Raw genomic sequence first — 18,670 nt, 5'->3', positions numbered from 1 at the left:
TTAACTGAGCCCCTTAACAACTTGGCTTGCCAATTCAATTACTGGACCGTTAAACAAAAAGAAAGCGAGTGTCAGTATGGCGGTCAGAGTCAATGCCAACACAGCTAAAAACGGTGCTTCGCCGTGTTCCTTGTCACCTTCTTTTTCGTGCTCAAACCAAACTATGTATAAAATAGGCAAAAAGTAAGCTGCATTAAGAAGGGTACTGACAATTATGGTGAATACTGCCACTAGATTGTTAGCTTCGAAAGCTCCGGCCAAAATGTACCATTTGGAGACGAACCCCGCAGTGGGAGGGACACCAATCATACTTAATGCACCAATTGTAAACGCCGCCATTGTCCATGGCATACGTCTACCAATACCACGTAATTGATGAATTTCGGTCTTTTTAGAGGCAACATAAATTGCGCCAGCAGCAAAGAACAATGTGATTTTACCAAAAGCATGAGCGACCATATGTAAGGCGGCGCCAACCTCTGCGAGTGGTTTGAGAATGGCAGAGGCCATGACTACATAAGATAACTGGGCAATAGTGGAGTAGGCTAGCAGGCGTTTGATGTTGGTTTGGCGCATTGCAACAAGACTAGCAACAATGATGGTAAAAGCCGCAACATATAAAAGCCATTCTGAGCTGGGTGATTCAAATAGATATTCAATCCCAAATATATAAATGATTATCTTAGTGATAGCAAAAACACCAGCTTTAACTACCGCAACTGCATGTAGTAAGGCACTCACTGGGGTGGGGGCTACCATAGCGGCGGGTAGCCATTTATGCATCGGCATGACAGCCGCTTTACCGATACCAAATACAAATAGTGCCAGAAGCAACCCTATTTCTGGATCATTCAACTTACCAGCGAGGATCCCGCCGGCAGTAAAATCACCTGTTCCTGCCACGGTATAAGTCCAGATGATTGCAGGAAGGAACAAACCAATAGATGTACTCAGTAAAACACCCAGATAAATCCTTGCCGAACGTATCGTAGCTGCATCGCCTTTATGTGCTACCAGAGGGTATGTCGAGAGTGTTAATAATTCGTAGAATAAAAAGAGAGTGAATAGATTGCCAGCGAAAGCAACACCAACAGTGGCTGAAAGAGCTAACGCGAAGCATACATAAAATCGAGTTTGGTTTTTCTCTTTATTACCGCGCATGTAGCCAACGGAATATATCGAGTTGATAAGCCAAAGCCCAGATGCCAATGCCGCAAATAGCATGCCCAGAGGTTCAACAGTAAATGCAATACTTAGCCCAGGCATCACCTCGCTTACTTCTATTGAGGGTCTTCCGCCTTCCATAAGAGTAGGAATGAGTCCCCAAACAACCCAGATTAGTAAAACAGATGTAATAGCGGTAGCAGCTTCGCGAATATTAGGGCCTATTCGCCCTGCAAGAGAAATAGCCAGAGCTCCTACTAGAGGAAGACCAATGGCGACTAATATGGTAGTTTCTGGTGTCATTTTGAACCCTCCAATAGAAGGGCTGCAGCACTATTTGCGAGTTCTAATGGAACCTGTGGAAACAGTCCGAAGTATATATTGAGTAGTGCAACAAAACCGGTAACTAATAACATTTGTATTGGTGCTTCAGATGTTGGGCCTTCTCCTTCGACAGGAGCTTGGAAGTAAAGCGCCTCAACGATGCGCCAAACATAAACCACCGCCATCAAGGAACTGACTAGAATAATTGCTACTAGCCCCCCCCCCCCAAGGACCGCTTTCCAAAGCTGCGGTGATAAGGAGCCATTTACTAATAAACCCTGCAGTACCAGGCACGCCGATTAAGCTCAAACCACACACAACAAAAGCAGCACAAGTCCAGGGCATACGAGCTGCAGCACCACCGAGTTGATCTAGGCGCAAGTCACGATACTGATAAGCTAGGCAAGCAACTGCCAGGAACAACCCACCTTTTGCTAGCGCATGGTTGAACATATGCATTGCGCTGGCGCTTAGTCCAGCCATGCTTACAAAGCTAACGCCAAGCAAAATATAGCCTATTTGTGCTATAGATGATGAAGCAAGCCGCCTTTTAAGATGTCCTTCGAACATCGCAACTGCAGAAGCAATAAGTATTCCGAGAATTGCCAATGGCATCGCAAACAATGCGAACTGAACTTCGTGATCCTCAAGCGTGGCTTGAAATACCATATAGTCAAATCGGATAAGTACATACAGTGCAACCTTGGTCGCGCAAGCAGCGAGAAACACGGTTACCATGTGCGGAGCATGTGTATAAGCGTTTGGAACCCATACATGCAAAGGAAACACAGCAGCTTTAAGGGCCAACCCAATAGTGATGAATCCAGCAGCAACTAAAACTGGATTTATATCGGTCACATCACCGAGGCGATCTTGAATATCGGCTAAGTTAAGCGTGCCGGTCATCATGTAGATTAGACCTACACCAATTAGATAAAAGGTTGCGCCAATAGTGCCCATCATTAGATATTTGAAAACGGCTGGAAGAGCCCGACGGTCTGGACCTCCAGCTATTAATATGTAGCTGGCAAGAGATGAAATTTCCATGAAAACAAAAATATTGAAGGCATCTGCTGATACGACAATACCCACCAGTCCAGATAAAACCAAAAGCCAAGCCGCATAGAAAAGTGGTTGGCGTTCTAATTCTATTTGCTGATCAATACTTGGTTTGGCAGCGAGTAAGGCTGCTGTGCTGGCTCCCGTGATCACCAGCAAAATAATGGCACTAAACGTATCAACCGACAGTGCTATGCCATAAGGTGCCGGCCAGCCCCCCATAGCGTATTGGAGGGCTTGTCCGTCTAAAACAGCCAAAGTGAGCGCAACGGCGATGGAAAAACTAACTAGTGCAGCGGCAGTTGCTGCGGCCCAAGCTAAACCTCGCGGTTGTAACATGACGATAAGTGGTGCCGACAACATCGGTATCACAACTTGCAAAGCAGGAAGGTGTGCTAATAAATCCATAGTAGTCAGTCGGCATCCAAAATTTCGTTTTCTTCGATCGTGCCATAACATTCTTTGATACGTACAACCATGGCCAGTCCCAATGCGAGGGTAGATACTCCCACAACGATGGCTGTTAGTATCAGTACCTGTGGTACTGGGTTTGAAAATATTTGATCTTCTACACCGCTTTGTATGATGGGGGCTGTTCCGCCTTCTACCTTGTCCATAGTAATATACATAAGGAATACAGCAGATTGAAATATGGATAATCCAATGAGTTTTTTAATCAAATTGGTTTTGCTAATCACGGCATACAGTCCCACCGTTAAAATGATAGCGAATACCCAATAATTGAAGTAGCCCAGCAGTTCTAATAGTTTCATGACAATCTCTCACGGGCAGCGAACGCATGGAAAATGGCCAGAAGTGCACCACATACCGCCATGCCAACGCCGGCCTCGATAATTAAAATACCCAGCTGTTGCCCAAACACAGGGTCAGTGGCTAGTACTGAATAATCTAGAAATGTTCCTCCCATCAACATGCAGGCCACACCCACGCCGCCATATAGCAATGCACCGCCTATAACCATACCCAACAGCACCCCGCGAGGTATTGCGCGCAACGCTTCGGATTCGCCTTCGAGCAGCGCGTAAAGGATTATGCCTGTGGCAATAATTGCACCAGCTTGGAATCCTCCGCCCGGGCCATATTCGCCATGGAATTGTACATAAAGACCAAATAACACGATAAATGGTATCAGCAGTCGGCCGACTACTTGGGGGATCAGATGGTGGCGTAGACCACTACTTTTTTTAATCACTGGCTGATTTTTTCGTGAAGGGCTCACACCAAGGATGAATAAAACCCCGATACAAGCAGCGAAAACAACAAACACTTCGCCCAGCGTGTCATAGCCTCGAAAGCTGCCAAGGATTGCGGTGACCACATTGGGAATATCAATATACTCAGGCGTTTTTTCTAGATACCAAGGCGCAAGATGCTGATGCACTGGGGCATCAGGGTCGCCGAGCCGTGGTTTGTCGAAAGTGGCGTATATTATTAGCAATGCCAGAACGCCCACAGTACTTAGAGCTATCCACCGACCTCCAACTCGCGCTTTTTCCCGGTCACCAGTCAGCTCCAATGCACAGAGGAAGATTACCGTTGTCACTCCAGCACCCACCGCGGCTTCTGTTAGTGCTACATCAGCAGCGTCCAAAATAAAAAAGTTGGCCGCCATTAGTAAACTGAAAATAGATGTCAGCATTACCGCGACAAACAGGTCGTCGGTGCGCACTATAGCAATAGCGGTAATGACGAGAAGGGTCAGTAGGAATAGCGCAAAAATTAAGATCATTCTCCAGCCCCCTCTTTGGGTAAGTTGTTAGCCTTGGGTGCGTCGCTAGCGCTTCCATCGTCTGGCTTGAGACCGGATAATAGCGCGGCATTGGCCAACGCATAGGTAGCAGTTGGGCCAGTCAGCAGCAAAAACAGCATAATAGCAAACAGTTTAATAGCGGCTAGAGACAAACCTGCTTGTAGGATCATACCAACAAAAATTAAGATAGTCGCCATGGTATCAGTAAGACTGGCGGCATGAATTCTGGTGTAAAAGTTTGGCAGGCGCAGGCCGCCTATACCGCCGATTAACACGCAGGCACCACCTAGAACGAGTAAAATCCAACTCAGAATATCTAGCGCGACATCAATCATTTTCTGCCTCGGAATCAGATTTTCTACGGGAACGATTTTGGAAAAAATTTAATACTGCAAGAATCCCTACCATATTGACCAGGGCGTAGGCCAACGCAAGATCAAGAAAATCAGGCCGACCGTAAAGAAATGCAATGACGGACAATAACAATACGGTCTTGGTACCAAACACATTGACTGCCAGTACGCGATCGTAAACGCTTGGCCCTTTAAGTGCTCTCACTAAGGCCAATACCATAGTCACCAAAATGGCTATAGAGACAACAATATACATAATTAGCGAGGCTCCAGAGCTGCTACTCGACGATTCGCTTCGCCTTTTTGTAATTCTTTTGCGCTTTCACTGGTTAGGCAATGAATCAATATTTTCCCCTCGTGTAAATCCAACGTGACGGTTCCAGGAGACAGGGTAATGGAATTGCCAAGAATTACTTGGCCCACGTCCGTTTTGGCTTCCGCTTCAAGCACAACCACGGTTGGGCTTATAGGCATAGAGGGTTTCAGGATTAGCTTGGCTACGTCCAGACTCGAAATAATAATCTCTCGTAACAGCCACAACCAATAGCCAGGCAGGCGAGGCATAAGTCTAAGCAAATTTGTATGATGCCGGAAAAAGCCCATACGATGTGCCAAGTAAACGCTGAGCAAGCAGGACAAAGCCCCCAAACTCATGACCAGTGGTTTGTAGAGTCCCGACCAGAGAAGCCAAGATATTGCTAAAATAAGCAGAAGTAGCAAAACAGACGAGAGTCTTGTTTCGCCGCGTTGAAACGTATGCTGGGTTAGAGTTAAGCTCATAGTTTGCAGGGATAGTTTTTCAGTAATGATTTATAGACGACTTCCATCGCCGGTTCATTTTCTTCGCTGTTATCTGTTTGGGCTGCTAGATCGGCGACGATAACGTTAACAACATCGCGCAATGGCAGCGGATCTCCGAGGCAAAAACCGGCTAGGCCTGCTGCTCTGGAACGGTCTAAACGGTTTGGCATACGAGTGCGAATCGCGCGTTCCGTGAAAGTCTCTTTACTTGCAAGTGCACTTTCCGCATTTAGCATGACTCTTGCATCGGTCGCTATTGCACCATCTATAAAGCCTTGAATATAGCGGACACAATACTGACCATCAACGCTTTCTGGTTCAGAGTTAAACAGTGCGCAGTGCGATGAAAGTTCTTGAGCCGTCAGTACCTCTACTGCCTTAGCTGGTGGTACTGACAATAATTGAACGGCCAAGAAAGCGAAAACCATTAAGGGGAAACTACTTTTTGACATATAAATCCTTTTTCTCTAATGACTTAACTTTATACAATTAATCATAGTACTAAAAGTCTATTTTAGTTTTTTTTTCATCAATAAAAAATTGATACTGTATTTTGAGAAAATAAACATTAGATGAAAGAAAGTACATTAGGGAATCATATGGTAAGTTTAATTATCATCCCTTGCAGTCTTTTCATATGATAGCGACATATGGGAGTATCGCTCAGGCATCAAAAGTCATGCATATTTCGCCACAAACGCTTAGTGCTCAGTTAAACTTATTAGCAGTTTAATTAGGATATTAGTGGCCGCAGGCCATATCTTAAACCAACGCCGATATTTTCACTGCGTAGTTCTATATAGTCACTGAATAATGGGAGGTCATAAATGAGCTACCATCAAGGCACGTTATGCAAACCATTTAAAAAGTCATAGCGAATAAGCGACTAATGTTGAACTCGTTTTCGCTTCGCTACATATGCTAACAGACTAACTATTACATACTCCATAGCGGAGCAAGTGCCGAAAGGATTTTGCATGCAACGGAATGGTTTACTCGTTATTGCTGGCTGCTTAAGTATCTTTGCTGCCTTGCTACACATCAGTTGTATATTTGGCGGCCCAGACTGGTACCTCTTTTTTGGTGCTGGTGAAAAAATGGCTAAAATGGCTGCTGCCGGTGATATTTATCCTACCATTGTCACATTGATTATCGCTGCTGTTCTTTCTGTTTGGGGGCTTTACGCATTTTCGGGCGCGGGCTTAATTGTTAAGTTACCGTTTCTAAAAACATGTTTAGTGTTAATCACCGCGGTATACCTCATTCGTGGAGTGGCGGGGTTAATTGTGCCTTTTTTCACGTCATCACCCGATATCCATCAAAACTCTCTGGCTTTTTGGTTAGTGAGCTCAACAGTTTGTTGCATCTATGGCATTTACTATTTACTTGGTACAAAGCAGTTATGGCGCTAGTTTTTTAAGAGCACATAACAAGCCTCTATTTATAACAGGAAAACCATCATGGCTTTTAATGATTTATTTAGACTCAGTTCTCACGCGGTCATAACCAATACAGTAGGGGAAGTCTTGCTGTTAAAAGCCACTTATGGTGACAAACATTGGGGCTTGCCGGGTGGTGGGCTTGACCCTAATGAAACGATTCATCAGGCATTACAACGTGAATGTTTTGAAGAGTTGGGCTGTGAGGTGGATGTGCAATATCTGTCTGGAGTGTATTTTCACAGTGCGTATCAATCGCAAGCGTTTATCTTTCGCTGCGAGTTACCCAAAGGTGCCCAAATAAGTTTAAGCGATGAACACAGCGAGTACGCTTTCGTTGCTGTTACTGAATTATCTAACATTCAGCAACAGCGAGTAAGCGAATGTTTAGCATTCAGTGGTGTGGTTCGCAGCGCGGCTTTCTAAGGCGGCTTTATGCCATGTGGTTAACATTTGCATAATATCAACAGAATCACTGACTTGTACCAAAGGTCTAGGTACTGTGTATTGCTTGGTTTCTAATGCGTTAAGCACAGCTTCTACTTGATAGTAAAACCCATTGCCTTTAGCTTCAACGTTTACTACTTCAACATCTAGCACTTCAGCTTCTTGTTCATATAATCTCACCGTAAAATGATTACCCTGAGATTCTGGTAACCAAGGGTTTGAAGTGAACTCAATACTTCCTAAGCTGCCTAAAATAGTAAAGCCTGCGTGCAGACCATAGTCTTCAGCGGTATGCAGATGACATTGCACGCCGTTGCTGTAACTGACAATGGCGGTTGATTCGCAAATATTACCGTCTTGGCCGCGTCTACCCGTCGCTTCAATTTGGTATTGTTGGCTTTGCTCGGTACCAAATTGCTGTTGCATGACTAACTGCATTAATGATGCAGGGTAGCAACCTAAGTTAAATAATGCACCAAGGCTGGCAGGGTTAACAAACTGGCTAATGGATGCACAGTATTGGCCGCGAATACTTTTTACTTCACCAATCACACCAGTGGCTAATGTTTTGCTTAGCTGTTGCATAAAGGGGTGAGCTAAATACATTAAGCCTTCAAGGAAAAACACCTTGTTTTGCGTTACAGCATCAAGGCTTTCTGTTGTTTTTTGCATGTCTACGGACAATGATTTTTCACATAAAATTGCTTTACCAGCATTAGCCGCTTTGATTATGTATTCATGATGTAGATGATTTGGCAGAGCAATGTAGATAACATCGACTTCTGGGGTGTTGATTAACGCATCAAAATCCGAAAATTGATGTGGAATTTGATACTGGGTGGCGAACTCTGCCAATGTTGTGGTGTTGCGTCCGGCAACACCAAAAATTGTGCTTTGACCTTGTGCTTTAATCGCATCAGCCATTACCCCAGAGATAAAACTGGTGCCTAAAATTGCCCATTTAATCGATCCAGACATTAATTATCCCTCAGTGGTTAATAGTTGATAGTCAAACGCTTGCTTTAGATCGGTTAACGCCGATTTGATAAAGGCTTGAGTATGAACAGCTGCAAAGTGGGCATCAAATGCCGCTTGGTCGTTATAACGTTCCCAAAACACAAATTGCTTAGGATTGGTTTTATTTTGCAGAGCCATTGCAAGTGAACAGCCTGGTTCGCTATTCATATCTGCTCAGAATTGACGGACAGCTGCGATTCCTTGTGCCAAAGGCACTTGGTCTTTAATGTGAATTTCTGCGGTGATAAACACGCCTTGTTGATCCAGTTTGTTATCCATATCGACCCCTTAATAATAATGGGGCATCGTAAACCAGTTAGGCGCAAGGCAAAATGGCCTACTGGTGTTTACAGAAAACACCATAGGTTTATAATTAACACTGGTTTGATGCAATATTAAGGATATTCGGTGGATAAATTAACCGCGATGCAGGTGTTTAGTCATGTGGCTGAGCAGGGCAACTACGGCACAGCTGCGCATAAATTTAATATCAGCCGGACTATGGTGAGTAAACACATTAATCAGTTAGAGGCCTACCTTGGGGTTAAGTTGATTAACCGTACTACTCGTCAACAAGAATTAACGGAATCAGGCCACGTTTATTACCAAGAATGCCAGATAATCTTGATGGCTATTGAGCAAGCTGAAAACACGCTGCAGTCGATGAGTTCGACGCCAAAAGGCACCATTAGAATTAATGCTCCAGTGAGTTTTGGCAATATTGTGCTGGCACCGATAGTGAATCAATTTTTACTGCAATATCCGCAAATTGATGTAGAGCTGCGACTTGATAATAATCTAATCGATCCCATGGTCGATCATGCTGATGTGGTGGTCAGAATTGGCAATCTTGATGACTCTGCGTTAATTGGCAGGCATATTATGAATTATGAAATGGTATTTTGTGCTTCGCCTCACTATTTAGCTCAACACTCGCCAATAGCGTCAATTAGCGATTTACCTCAGCATGATTGTTTAGGCTTTAGCTATTCGAAAAGTGCTTCATTAGCGGTTGCCCATAGCCAGTTGTTTGGTAAACGCAGCTTTAGATTGTTGTCCAATAGTGGCTTGGTATTAATCCAAGCCGCGATAGATGGACTGGGCATTATTTTACAGCCACAGATTGTGGTGCAAGAGGCAATTCAAGCTGGATTATTAATAAATGTCAGCGCATTAATACCTCCAGATGCGATGCCAATACACTTATTATATAAAGACAAAAATCTGCCATTAAAAACACGAACTTTGATTGATTTTATTATTCGCCAGCTCGAATAACCACATGTGCATAATATAGTAGATGCATATTATGACTTTGCTATCATGCCCTTAAGCACAATATTGTCATAAGTGACAAACCCTAAAATCTCACCCGCTTCAATCACCGGCGCTTTATTGATATTAAAGCGCTCAAAAAGCCTTGCTGTGTAGCGAACGTCCATATCTAAAGGCACCGAAAGCACTGGCTTTATCATGATTTCGTAAATATTGGTGCGCTCAGGTGACTTGTCTTTGGCTAATACTTTACGAGCAATATCGCTCATGAGTACCATGCCGAATTCGTCATGCTCATTGCGTTTATTCACCACTAATATATTGACGTTATTGCTAATGGCTTCTTGGATCGCTTCGGCCACAGTGTGCATTCCATCAACCATGACGTAATGGTTATTCATGACGTCGCGATTACGAATAGGGGTTGTGCTACTCATATTTGATCCTCAATGTCTTTACTCAATTTTTGAACTTGATGGGCCACACCAACGGCATCTTCAACATCAATTTGAATCGCAATACCTTTGCCTGAATTTGTGTCAAATTCACCTACGTTAGAAATGGTTTCGAGAATGTTGCGGCTCATGTGTTCTTCTACCAACCATAAAATCACATCTCGCTGAACATCCAAGGTAAGCCCCATAAAGGTTTTCTTTTTTTCTAAGCCTTCCCCGCGAGCATGATTAATTACCGTGGCACCCGTTGCGCCTGCAACACGCGCTGCATCAAGTACCTTATCGGTACAGTCATCATCGACAAAAGCGACAATTAATTTAAAGCGCATAGGTTACTCCTTAGTGGCTTTTCGTTTGGATAAATAGTCAACCGCTTGGGCGTAACCCATTACGGTGATCATCGGAAATAAACTGGCAAAGGCAATCAAGCCAAAGCCATCAATTAATGGATTACGGCCTTCAACATTGGTGGCAAGCCCAAGTCCTAATGCCGCAACTAATGGCACAGTTACCGTTGAGGTGGTTACCCCACCAGAGTCATAAGCTAAAGGGACAATCATTTTTGGGGCATAAAAAGTTTGAATGACCACCACCACATAGCCGGCCATAATGTAATAGTGAATGGGATCGCCAACCACAATACGAAAACAACCCAACGTAATCCCAATCGCCACGCCAAACGCCACAGACATTCGCAGGCCTTGGATGCCAATGGTGCCACCCGAAACTTGGTTGGCTTTGATTGCCACTGCAATTAATGACGGTTCTGCGATGGTGGTGCTAAAACCGATTGCGGCGGCAAACACATAAACCCAAAAGTAGTCTTGCCAAATATACGGCTCATTACCACCATCAGGGTGTAAAAACTCGCTGGTGGTCAGTTGATTGGCCATGCTCTCACCGATAGGGAATAGCGCCAATTGCAAACCAACAAGAAAAAAAGTGAGTCCGATAATCACATAAACAAATCCGAGTAATACTTTACGCCATTGGTTTATTGGACGTTTAAGCACGCCCAGCTGAAAGCCAAACAAAATTATCGCGATAGGTATAACATCACGAGCAGTCAGTAATAAAGTGCTAATCAGTTCATTGAGCAAAACAACTCCTCATATAGTTCGCGATTGCGATCACTGCAAAAACACCATGCCGTACAGTAATACAAAAATCATTGGACTAAGGCTTGCAAAAGCAATTAATCCAAAGCCATCTACCATCGGATTACGGCCTTTAATCACACTTGCTAGGCCAACCCCTAGTGCTGTCACTAAAGGCACAGTAATGGTCGATGTAGTGACGCCACCAGAATCATATGCAATGCCGATAATGTTGGCAGGTGCAAAGCTGGTGAGGATCATTACCAACACGTAACCGCCAATAATGAGGTAGTGGATTGGCCATCCCTTAAGAATACGAATGACCCCAAGTAAAATGGCTAGGCCAACCGAGACCGCGACGGTTAATCGTAAGCCCATCGCATAGGAGCTCATGGATTGTTTATTTGACTCGATCGCACCAGCATTAGCGGCAACCTGTGCCGCTTCGTTTGCCACTGCCGTGAGGGCTGGTTCTGCTAATGTGGTACCAAAACCTAATGAGAATGAGAAAATAACTAACCAAAATACACTGCCTTTGCGGGCTAATGCTTCAGCAAGTGATTCGCCAATAGGAAATAAACCCATTTCCAAACCAAATACAAAAAAGGTCAATCCTAATACAATAAACACCACGCCAATAAGAATAGATCCAAGTTCTGCAGGCGCTTGATGAAGCACAAATATTTCAAAAAAACTGACCACTAAGATAATCGGAATAAGGTCTTTGAAGCTACTTAACATCGCTTGGAGCAATTTGGTGATGGCAGACATCTTGGCTCCTGTATTATTTTGCGCTGAGATAAATAACAAGCGGGATAATTTAGTGTGCCTATGGGACAATATTTCGCAACATATTGTTTACAATGATTTTCATTAAGTTGACCTAAGTCATAAAAATGGGTAAAAGTAGGGGGGTATTTACTTCAATATTACTCGACCAGTATTTTGCGCAGTGCGAGAAAAGGTTAAGGATAAAATTAAAAAGGATTTAGAACGTTATGAAGACACTTTTACGCTTATCGATAGCGGCGGCTTTTGTTAGCCACGTAGCTTATGCTGAACCAACCGATGTAGAGGATTTTTCACAAGCTTATCAACAGTACAATGCTTCTGTTGAAAGTAATAACAACCAAGATACGCTGAAATATGCGCAGCAAGCCTATGAGTTAGGTCAAATTAAATTCGGTCAAGACAGCTTTGATAGCGCTAAGTTAGCCATCAATTATGCAAATGCGGTAATGGTTGAACCTAAGAAAAAGAATCAAGGCCGTGTTATTGAAGATGAAGCCACGCTTAAGGCGCATCAATTATTTACTTCTGCATTAGCTGTATACCGTGAAAACGTGACCGATAATGGTATCGAGTTAATCGATCCTTTGATTGGGTTAGCTGAATCGACAACAGATGATAAATACGCGAAAACGTTATTATTTGAAGCAATAGAGATCGCAGAAAAAGCTGACAATGAGTTAACGGTTGCAGAAGTAAAACTCATTACGTTTCACCGATTATCGCGCACCGAGTATTATACCCGCACAGTGAGAACTTTGGCGTTTGACGCTTACGATATTTATACCAGTAAGTTGCCAGAGGATGCCATTAAACGAGTTGATGCTACTTATCTAGTGGGTGCGTTATATGAGACTATGGGTAAGCCAACTCAAGCTATTACGAATTTAGTTGAAGTTATCAAACAATATCGGGCATTACCTTATAGCCATCCGTATGAGCTTCGTGCGCATGCCTTGTTAGTGAAACTGTATGAGCAAAAAGGCCTAGGCGATAAAGCCACTGAGCATTGCATTGCGATTGGTAAAATGACGCCATGGAGTGACCAACAAGAACAAACCCCGTTATTTAGAAAACCACCAAAATACCCGCAATCATATGCTCAAAGAAGAAAATCTGGTTGGGTGCAAGTTGAGTTTACGGTAGATGAAAATGGTTTTGTTAAATCACCTGAGATCATTGACTCTAAAGGTGGCACCCAGTTTGAAAAAGAATCGATAGAAGCGCTCAGTCAATGGCGTTATGCACCTAAATTTGTTGATGGTAAGCCAACAGAAGCAAAGTCTACCGTTCAGCTTGATTTCACCATAGGTTAATACCCAAGTCTGCTTGTGTTATACCAATTTCATTGGTTATGTTTAACTTAACCAGAACAAGCTGAGCATGCCGACACATGCAACAACGAAGCTAGTTTCGATAAGGAACTGGCTTTTTTGTAGCTGTTTTTTACCTTGATTTAAAATAGTCACTAATTGGTTTTGTTTGTAAATACGGCAAGAGACTAATTCTGTTTGTGGATCGAGAACTAATTGAAAACGACACTTTTTACCATTATTGAGTAATACATCATGCATGCTTTGTAAACCAAAATTGAACTTGCGTGACACCACTTTACCATTAATAAATACCCGTTCTAGTCCGCACCAATTACTCGCTTGCAACTCAATATTGTCTTGATTGAGGTGGTATGTAAACTTAATCATAATGCTGTCCTTATCACATGATAGCCACGAGCCCTGTGTCTAATAAAAGCAGAGTAATGTGACATTTTCCAGCATATAAATATGAACAATTTACGAAATGAAGCTATCTAGTTGGCAGGCTTAGTAATATTTATTTTTTGAAAAGGCTATTGCCAAAATGTGTTTTTTCGGCACTTCAACATTAGCGGTTGATGATAAATAAAGCAGCAGATTGTATGTCAGATTATACGGTCAATATACGGAACTTATACGAAGAGTATTCGAACTAAACGACAGCTTAAAAGGGCTGATGAAAAATACTGTAGTAACAGACAGGTTGTTTTTTTGTTAACGATTACATAAATGAAAAGCTAACCATTTACTTAACGTAATAGGCATTCAATAGATCTTTCCAAGTAATAATGCCCACGATGACATTGTTGTCTAATACCGGTAAACATCCTATATCGTGGTCTAAAATAAGCTTGGTTGCTTGATTGATATCGCAATGAGGGGCGATGGTGAATGGATTGTGAGTCATGACTTGATGAACCCTTTTTTGCAGGGTTTCAGTGTCTCGCATTAATTCAGCAGCGGTACCGATATTAGGACTGAGCGCTCGTAGAAAGTCCCGATGAGACAATATTCCACTCAGTTGCTCGTTATCAACCACTAATAAATGATGGAAGCTGACATTGTCGAAAATTTCTTTTGCCAGTATTAACCGATCATCCATTTCAATGGTAACCACTCGCGTAGTCATGATGTCCGCGACACAGAGATGTTTAGTCGGGGTATCAGGTAATGTCTCAGCTAACATTTCAGTAGAAGTTGTCATAAGCGATTCTCCACGTATTTATACTTTTATATCAGATAAACATCAGTGTAACAATCATTTAACGCCTAATGACAACCTCTTATTAAGCTTAGCAGCTTGTATTTGGTCAAGATGCAATTTTGTTTTCGGGTAAATGTCCCGCCAAGTATTTTTGATATTTAATCGGCTTTAACTGATGAATGTCGACTAATACTAAACCATCGATACAGTCGCCAAACTCTGCATCAATACCAAAATCGAGAAACTGTACGCCATTGTTGTCGCACAATTCGCCATACTGCTTAAATAACGTCGGTACTGATACACCCATATTCGATAGCGTCCGTTTGAGTATTTTAAAATTATCAGCATAGTCATTGCCATTGAATAACTGGTGTAATTGATGCTGACGTTCGTCGGTGAATTGATATGAATTAAATGAAGTCGCTAAAACGTGTTTAGTAGCGAAGTGATGTTGGTAAAAAAACACTAACATCTCTTTGGCTGGTACCGGCAGGCTATCGCTTAGCGACACGGGCCCAAAGAGGTAACGATACTGCGGGTTTTTAATCAAAAACGCACCAATACCTTGCCACAAATATTCTAAACTCCGGCGGCCCCAATATTTAGGTTGGACAAAGCTGCGGCCAAGTTCAAGTCCCTGGTCAAAATAAGGGGCAAAAGCATCGTGGTATTCAAATAGTGATTGGCTATACAGAGCATTTTCACCAATAGATTCGTGAAGCATTTTGGCACTGGCAAAACGATAAGCACCTACAATCTCTAATTCGTCTTTATCCCATAACACTAAATGAAAATAGTGATTATCATATTTATCGGTATCGCGACGTTTACCGGTACCTTCACCCACGGCTCTGAATGCGATTTCACGAAGTCGGCCAATCTCACGCATAATCGCACTGCTGTGGGTATGCTTGTATAAATAGATTTGTTTATTGTCTTGGGTTTTACCGAGCAATTCGCATTGTTGTAATGCTTGTTGTAGCTCACTGCGTTTTTCAGGATGAGCAATGGCATTTTGGGTAATGAATAACGGGCTGCGATTTTTACCAATGCGGTATAAATGATTTTTAAGCAGATTCACTTTGGTTTTAAGTGGGAAATCTTGAGTGCTGACGACTTCTTTTGCAATCAATTGGCCAATCCGTACTGGCATGACATGATCCATTTGTTTAAACATTTCTTTGACCAGCAATAACGTCGCTAATGGTTTGTAAATCATTGAAGCGCCATAAAATGTAGCAGAGTTCTTCGCATCTACATACATGGGTAAAAGCGGCGCATTACAGGCGCGAGCCATTTTTAAAAATCCGCTGTGCCAATGTAAATCTGTGACGCCAGTAGGGCGTAAACGCGACACTTCACCCGAGGGGAAAATTAATACCGCACCTTCACGTTTAAGGTGATGATGAATTTCATTTAAATGTTGTTTCGGTGTTCCACCAGTCATGTTACGTACAGGCAATAAAATGGAGTGAAGCGGTTTAATGGCCATAAGTAATTCATTGGCAACGACCTTTATGTCTGGTCTCACTTGGCTAATCAATTTGATTAATGCCAGCGCATCAAGCGAACCAATAGGGTGATTAGCGTAGATCACCACTCTGCCTTCAATGGGTATATTTTCAATTTCGTTATTGGGGACGCTGTAGCTGAAATTTAAACAGGCAAGAATTTGTTCAACAAAATCGACCCCGGATAAATGCGCGTGTTCGTTCGCAATGTCATTACACTGCTTTTCATGAAGTAAGTAGCGCAACATGGCTTTAGTCGGCACGGCTAACCAAGGCTTGTTATGCACATTTGGTAGGTTTTTTTCGACCACATTATCGACAGTAAATATCATATTTTAGCCTTATTTATGCAACGTGCTGTTTTTGGGGCGTGATGATTGATGTCGCCTCTGAACTGCCAAAATCAATCGTGTTTACTGCGGTAGCTTGTAACGTTTGTTCATCCCATTTGAGTAACTGCACATCTCCAGATTCTGTTTCTGCAATGAGAGTACAATTTTCAACCCAATCACCATCATTAGCGTAAGTGATGACGCGATCATTAATTGTATGCTGTGATAATTCTGGCTGATGGATATGGCCACATATCACCATGTCGACTTGTTTTTTAATGGCATAGCGCAGTACGGCATCTCGGTATTGGTTAATGGCTTGCTGAGCTTTGTTGACGCGAAGTTTGATGTAGCTCGCTAATGACCAGTACGGATAGCCAAGACGGCTTCTTACTACATGCAATAGCCGGTTTAACCACAGTAAGACATCATATAAATGGTCACCTAATTTTGCGTAGGTACGGCTAACACACACTTGTGAATCAAATTGATCGCCATGTAACATTAAAAAGCGTTTACCGCTAAGGGATTGATGAATATGCTGCTTGGCAAGGGTAATGCCTCTGAAATGACTGTCGGTATAAGCTTTGAAAGCCTCATCATGATTACCTGGTATATAAAATACTTGGGTGCCATTACTGGCCAGTTCGAGGATTTTTTGTATGACTTTATTGTGGCTATCGGGCCAATAAACACGTTTTTTCAACGCCCATATATCAACAATATCGCCGACCAGATATAAGTATTGGCATTGGCTGTGATTGAGAAAATGTAATAAAAAGTCGGCTTTACAATCAATGCTGCCTAGATGAACATCCGATATCCACAAGGCATGAAAATGCTGAACTTTGTCACTGTGAGTTAAGTGCGATAAAGGTTGGCGTTGTTGATTGCTTTTTTTGCTGTGTGAGATCATCCGTCATTCACCCTAATACACAGATTGCGTCAGTGTTGATTTAGAGTAGGGCAGCTATTTGACGATAAGGTGAACGATTTGTTGCAACTTGATGAACCAGTCACCAACAATATCTGGAGAGCGGGGTAATAAAAAAGGAAATGCATAGGCATTTCCTTTTTAGCTTTTTTTATAATTCATGTTTATAAAGTTATGTTTATAAGATCATGTTTATAAAATCATATTAAGGGATTCAAGAGCCTTAATATCAAGCTGATTAACTATCTTGCGGCATCAATAATTGCTTTAGCCATTTCATCGGCTACAGAACCAGTAGTGCGGTTCTCGCTATCAGCACGTTCAAAAATAGTCAGCAGGGTATTGTAAATCTGCTCAACCTTGGCCGTAGAAGCCGCAGCGTCATAGTTTTTCTCAAATGACACATTGATAATGCCGCCAGCATTAATCACGTAATCTGGTGCATATAAAATACCCATTTGCTTAAGTTTTTCACCGTGACGAACCTCTGCTAACTGGTTATTAGCACAACCGGCAACGATGGTGGCTTTTAATAATGGCAAGGTTGTGTCGTTAAGTGTTGCACCTAATGCGCAAGGTGCATAGACATCAACATCCTGGGTATAGATATCTTGCGGAGCAACAACGGTTGCGCCAAATTCGGTTGCAATACGGTCAAGCGAGGCTTGATGAATGTCGGTAACAATCAGTTCAGCGCCAGCATCATGTAAATGCTTACATAAGTAATAACCAACGTGTCCCACGCCTTGCACAGAGACTTTAATTCCCTTAAGGCTATCAACACCACGTTGATGCTTTACGGCAGCTTTAATACCAAGATAAGTGCCTAAGGCGGTAAGTGGTGATGGATCGCCTGATTTACCTTCAAGACCGGCAACAAATTCAGTTTCACGGCTGGCTATCATAATGTCTGATGTCGATACGCCAACGTCTTCAGCAGAATAATATTTACCACCTAAACTGTTCACAAAGCGTCCGAATGCAAGAAATAACGCTTCGCGGTCGGTTGTTTTAGGATCGGCGATGATCACTGCTTTACCGCCACCCATGGTGAGACCCGCTAACGCATTTTTATAAGTCATTCCACGAGAAAGACGTAATACGTCTGTTAAGGCTTCATCATCCGATTGATAGTTCCACATACGACAACCACCTACGGCAGGGCCTAGGTTAGTGTTATGGACCGCAATAATGGCTTTTAAACCACTTTGTTTATCATGACAAAAGACCACTTGTTCGTGTTCATCGAACGAAACATGATTAAAAACTGCCACGTGATATCTCCGCTTGCTAGCTTGTTGAAGTAAAGTTCTCACACCTTCTGTTAATTGAGTACAAAAGGCGCAAACGACTGCTTGTTATATTTATTGCAGCACGAT

Annotated in this window: 23 protein-coding genes; 4 read left to right on the top strand and 19 right to left on the bottom strand. The window is 42.7% G+C overall.

Annotated features, from left to right (window positions below):
• The 8 genes from SFRI_RS11785 to SFRI_RS11750 all read right to left on the bottom strand — a co-directional run bounded on the left by SFRI_RS11785 (nt 1) and on the right by SFRI_RS11750 (nt 5,885).
• Complete coding sequence (locus SFRI_RS11785; protein WP_011637743.1) at nt 1-1,467, bottom strand: monovalent cation/H+ antiporter subunit D family protein; 1,467 nt, start codon at nt 1,465-1,467, stop codon at nt 1-3.
• Between the two features lie 174 nt (nt 1,468-1,641).
• The gene (locus SFRI_RS11780) at nt 1,642-2,955 is read right to left on the bottom strand and encodes a monovalent cation/H+ antiporter subunit D family protein (protein WP_011637741.1); all 1,314 of its coding nucleotides are present in this window, start codon (nt 2,953-2,955) and stop codon (nt 1,642-1,644) included.
• A gap of 5 nt (nt 2,956-2,960) precedes the next feature.
• A complete protein-coding gene (locus SFRI_RS11775; RefSeq protein ID WP_011637740.1) occupies nt 2,961-3,320 on the bottom strand; it encodes a cation:proton antiporter subunit C in 360 nt (119 codons plus the stop codon).
• Entirely contained in the window at nt 3,317-4,297 is a 981-nt protein-coding gene (locus SFRI_RS11770) for a DUF4040 domain-containing protein (protein ID WP_011637739.1), read from the bottom strand. Before SFRI_RS11770 ends, SFRI_RS11775 begins: the two co-directional genes overlap by 4 nt.
• Entirely contained in the window at nt 4,294-4,653 is a 360-nt protein-coding gene (gene mnhG, locus SFRI_RS11765) for a monovalent cation/H(+) antiporter subunit G (RefSeq protein WP_011637738.1), read from the bottom strand. Before mnhG ends, SFRI_RS11770 begins: the two co-directional genes overlap by 4 nt.
• The gene (locus SFRI_RS11760; RefSeq protein WP_011637737.1) at nt 4,646-4,927 is read right to left on the bottom strand and encodes an MrpF/PhaF family protein; all 282 of its coding nucleotides are present in this window, start codon (nt 4,925-4,927) and stop codon (nt 4,646-4,648) included. Before SFRI_RS11760 ends, mnhG begins: the two co-directional genes overlap by 8 nt.
• A gap of 2 nt (nt 4,928-4,929) precedes the next feature.
• The gene (locus tag SFRI_RS11755) at nt 4,930-5,451 is read right to left on the bottom strand and encodes a Na+/H+ antiporter subunit E (protein ID WP_011637736.1); all 522 of its coding nucleotides are present in this window, start codon (nt 5,449-5,451) and stop codon (nt 4,930-4,932) included.
• Entirely contained in the window at nt 5,448-5,885 is a 438-nt protein-coding gene (locus SFRI_RS11750) for a Rap1a/Tai family immunity protein (RefSeq protein ID WP_150099385.1), read from the bottom strand. Before SFRI_RS11750 ends, SFRI_RS11755 begins: the two co-directional genes overlap by 4 nt.
• 564 nt (nt 5,886-6,449) lie before the next feature.
• Between SFRI_RS11750 and SFRI_RS11745 the strand changes: the two genes are divergently transcribed.
• The gene (locus SFRI_RS11745) at nt 6,450-6,884 is read left to right on the top strand and encodes a hypothetical protein (protein WP_011637734.1); all 435 of its coding nucleotides are present in this window, start codon (nt 6,450-6,452) and stop codon (nt 6,882-6,884) included.
• A 48-nt stretch (nt 6,885-6,932) separates the two neighbouring features.
• Complete coding sequence (locus SFRI_RS11740; RefSeq protein WP_011637733.1) at nt 6,933-7,337, top strand: NUDIX hydrolase; 405 nt, start codon at nt 6,933-6,935, stop codon at nt 7,335-7,337.
• Here SFRI_RS11740 and SFRI_RS11735 read toward each other — a convergent pair.
• Both SFRI_RS11735 and SFRI_RS11730 read right to left on the bottom strand, forming a co-directional pair.
• A complete protein-coding gene (locus tag SFRI_RS11735; RefSeq protein ID WP_011637732.1) occupies nt 7,299-8,336 on the bottom strand; it encodes a Gfo/Idh/MocA family protein in 1,038 nt (345 codons plus the stop codon). The two genes, SFRI_RS11740 and SFRI_RS11735, sit on opposite strands and share 39 nt — an antisense overlap.
• A gap of 3 nt (nt 8,337-8,339) precedes the next feature.
• On the bottom strand, nt 8,340-8,543 hold the full coding sequence (locus tag SFRI_RS11730; RefSeq protein WP_011637731.1) for a putative quinol monooxygenase: 204 nt from the start codon (nt 8,541-8,543) through the stop codon (nt 8,340-8,342).
• A 240-nt stretch (nt 8,544-8,783) separates the two neighbouring features.
• Between SFRI_RS11730 and SFRI_RS11725 the strand changes: the two genes are divergently transcribed.
• A complete protein-coding gene (locus SFRI_RS11725; protein ID WP_011637730.1) occupies nt 8,784-9,653 on the top strand; it encodes a LysR family transcriptional regulator in 870 nt (289 codons plus the stop codon).
• 29 nt (nt 9,654-9,682) lie between these two features.
• Here the strand turns inward: SFRI_RS11725 and SFRI_RS11720 are convergent, their stop codons facing one another.
• The 4 genes from SFRI_RS11720 to SFRI_RS11705 are packed head-to-tail and all read right to left on the bottom strand — an operon-like array spanning nt 9,683 to nt 11,973.
• Nucleotides 9,683-10,087 (bottom strand): CBS domain-containing protein, encoded by a 405-nt coding sequence (locus SFRI_RS11720; RefSeq protein WP_011637729.1) that lies wholly within the window; start codon nt 10,085-10,087, stop codon nt 9,683-9,685.
• Nucleotides 10,084-10,434 carry a P-II family nitrogen regulator gene (locus SFRI_RS11715; RefSeq protein WP_011637728.1) on the bottom strand — a complete coding sequence of 117 codons (351 nt, stop codon included), beginning with the start codon at nt 10,432-10,434 and terminating at the stop codon, nt 10,084-10,086. Before SFRI_RS11715 ends, SFRI_RS11720 begins: the two co-directional genes overlap by 4 nt.
• 3 nt (nt 10,435-10,437) lie before the next feature.
• Entirely contained in the window at nt 10,438-11,205 is a 768-nt protein-coding gene (locus SFRI_RS11710) for a DUF1538 domain-containing protein (RefSeq protein WP_011637727.1), read from the bottom strand.
• 30 nt (nt 11,206-11,235) lie between these two features.
• The gene (locus tag SFRI_RS11705) at nt 11,236-11,973 is read right to left on the bottom strand and encodes a DUF1538 domain-containing protein (protein ID WP_011637726.1); all 738 of its coding nucleotides are present in this window, start codon (nt 11,971-11,973) and stop codon (nt 11,236-11,238) included.
• A 227-nt stretch (nt 11,974-12,200) separates the two neighbouring features.
• Here SFRI_RS11705 and SFRI_RS11700 point away from each other — a divergent pair, with 227 nt between their 5' ends.
• Complete coding sequence (locus tag SFRI_RS11700; RefSeq protein WP_011637725.1) at nt 12,201-13,307, top strand: energy transducer TonB; 1,107 nt, start codon at nt 12,201-12,203, stop codon at nt 13,305-13,307.
• A 42-nt stretch (nt 13,308-13,349) separates the two neighbouring features.
• Here SFRI_RS11700 and SFRI_RS11695 read toward each other — a convergent pair whose 3' ends face one another.
• The 5 genes from SFRI_RS11695 to SFRI_RS11675 form a co-directional block, all read right to left on the bottom strand.
• Nucleotides 13,350-13,694: a hypothetical protein gene (locus SFRI_RS11695; RefSeq protein WP_011637724.1), complete on the bottom strand. Its 345-nt coding sequence runs from the start codon at nt 13,692-13,694 to the stop codon at nt 13,350-13,352.
• A gap of 358 nt (nt 13,695-14,052) precedes the next feature.
• Nucleotides 14,053-14,511 carry a CBS domain-containing protein gene (locus SFRI_RS11690; protein ID WP_011637723.1) on the bottom strand — a complete coding sequence of 153 codons (459 nt, stop codon included), beginning with the start codon at nt 14,509-14,511 and terminating at the stop codon, nt 14,053-14,055.
• Between the two features lie 106 nt (nt 14,512-14,617).
• Entirely contained in the window at nt 14,618-16,357 is a 1,740-nt protein-coding gene (gene olsF / locus SFRI_RS11685) for a bifunctional ornithine lipid synthase OlsF (protein WP_011637722.1), read from the bottom strand.
• A 13-nt stretch (nt 16,358-16,370) separates the two neighbouring features.
• The gene (locus tag SFRI_RS11680; protein ID WP_011637721.1) at nt 16,371-17,273 is read right to left on the bottom strand and encodes a UDP-2,3-diacylglucosamine diphosphatase; all 903 of its coding nucleotides are present in this window, start codon (nt 17,271-17,273) and stop codon (nt 16,371-16,373) included.
• 260 nt (nt 17,274-17,533) lie between these two features.
• Nucleotides 17,534-18,565: a Glu/Leu/Phe/Val dehydrogenase dimerization domain-containing protein gene (locus SFRI_RS11675; RefSeq protein ID WP_011637720.1), complete on the bottom strand. Its 1,032-nt coding sequence runs from the start codon at nt 18,563-18,565 to the stop codon at nt 17,534-17,536.
• Nucleotides 18,566-18,670: the final 105 nt, after the last annotated feature.

The sequence above is a fragment of the Shewanella frigidimarina NCIMB 400 genome, assembly GCF_000014705.1.
Lineage (GTDB): Bacteria > Pseudomonadota > Gammaproteobacteria > Enterobacterales > Shewanellaceae > Shewanella > Shewanella frigidimarina.
This window is presented reverse-complemented; position numbering and strand designations above follow the sequence as displayed.

Excerpts from the sequence above, each read along its gene's own strand:
- SFRI_RS11785 (WP_011637743.1), bottom strand. The coding sequence starts at position 1,467 with ATGACACCAGAAACTACCATATTAGTCGCCATTGGTCTTCCTCTAGTA.
- SFRI_RS11780 (WP_011637741.1), bottom strand. The coding sequence starts at position 2,955 with ATGGATTTATTAGCACACCTTCCTGCTTTGCAAGTTGTGATACCGATG.
- SFRI_RS11775 (WP_011637740.1), bottom strand. The coding sequence starts at position 3,320 with ATGAAACTATTAGAACTGCTGGGCTACTTCAATTATTGGGTATTCGCT.
- SFRI_RS11770 (WP_011637739.1), bottom strand. The coding sequence starts at position 4,297 with ATGATCTTAATTTTTGCGCTATTCCTACTGACCCTTCTCGTCATTACC.
- mnhG (WP_011637738.1), bottom strand. The coding sequence starts at position 4,653 with ATGATTGATGTCGCGCTAGATATTCTGAGTTGGATTTTACTCGTTCTA.
- SFRI_RS11760 (WP_011637737.1), bottom strand. The coding sequence starts at position 4,927 with ATGTATATTGTTGTCTCTATAGCCATTTTGGTGACTATGGTATTGGCC.
- SFRI_RS11755 (WP_011637736.1), bottom strand. The coding sequence starts at position 5,451 with ATGAGCTTAACTCTAACCCAGCATACGTTTCAACGCGGCGAAACAAGA.
- SFRI_RS11745 (WP_011637734.1), top strand. The coding sequence starts at position 6,450 with ATGCAACGGAATGGTTTACTCGTTATTGCTGGCTGCTTAAGTATCTTT.
- SFRI_RS11740 (WP_011637733.1), top strand. The coding sequence starts at position 6,933 with ATGGCTTTTAATGATTTATTTAGACTCAGTTCTCACGCGGTCATAACC.
- SFRI_RS11735 (WP_011637732.1), bottom strand. The coding sequence starts at position 8,336 with ATGTCTGGATCGATTAAATGGGCAATTTTAGGCACCAGTTTTATCTCT.
- SFRI_RS11730 (WP_011637731.1), bottom strand. The coding sequence starts at position 8,543 with ATGAATAGCGAACCAGGCTGTTCACTTGCAATGGCTCTGCAAAATAAA.
- SFRI_RS11720 (WP_011637729.1), bottom strand. The coding sequence starts at position 10,087 with ATGAGTAGCACAACCCCTATTCGTAATCGCGACGTCATGAATAACCAT.
- SFRI_RS11715 (WP_011637728.1), bottom strand. The coding sequence starts at position 10,434 with ATGCGCTTTAAATTAATTGTCGCTTTTGTCGATGATGACTGTACCGAT.
- SFRI_RS11705 (WP_011637726.1), bottom strand. The coding sequence starts at position 11,973 with ATGTCTGCCATCACCAAATTGCTCCAAGCGATGTTAAGTAGCTTCAAA.
- SFRI_RS11700 (WP_011637725.1), top strand. The coding sequence starts at position 12,201 with ATGAAGACACTTTTACGCTTATCGATAGCGGCGGCTTTTGTTAGCCAC.
- SFRI_RS11695 (WP_011637724.1), bottom strand. The coding sequence starts at position 13,694 with ATGATTAAGTTTACATACCACCTCAATCAAGACAATATTGAGTTGCAA.
- SFRI_RS11690 (WP_011637723.1), bottom strand. The coding sequence starts at position 14,511 with ATGACAACTTCTACTGAAATGTTAGCTGAGACATTACCTGATACCCCG.
- olsF (WP_011637722.1), bottom strand. The coding sequence starts at position 16,357 with ATGATATTTACTGTCGATAATGTGGTCGAAAAAAACCTACCAAATGTG.
- SFRI_RS11680 (WP_011637721.1), bottom strand. The coding sequence starts at position 17,273 with ATGATCTCACACAGCAAAAAAAGCAATCAACAACGCCAACCTTTATCG.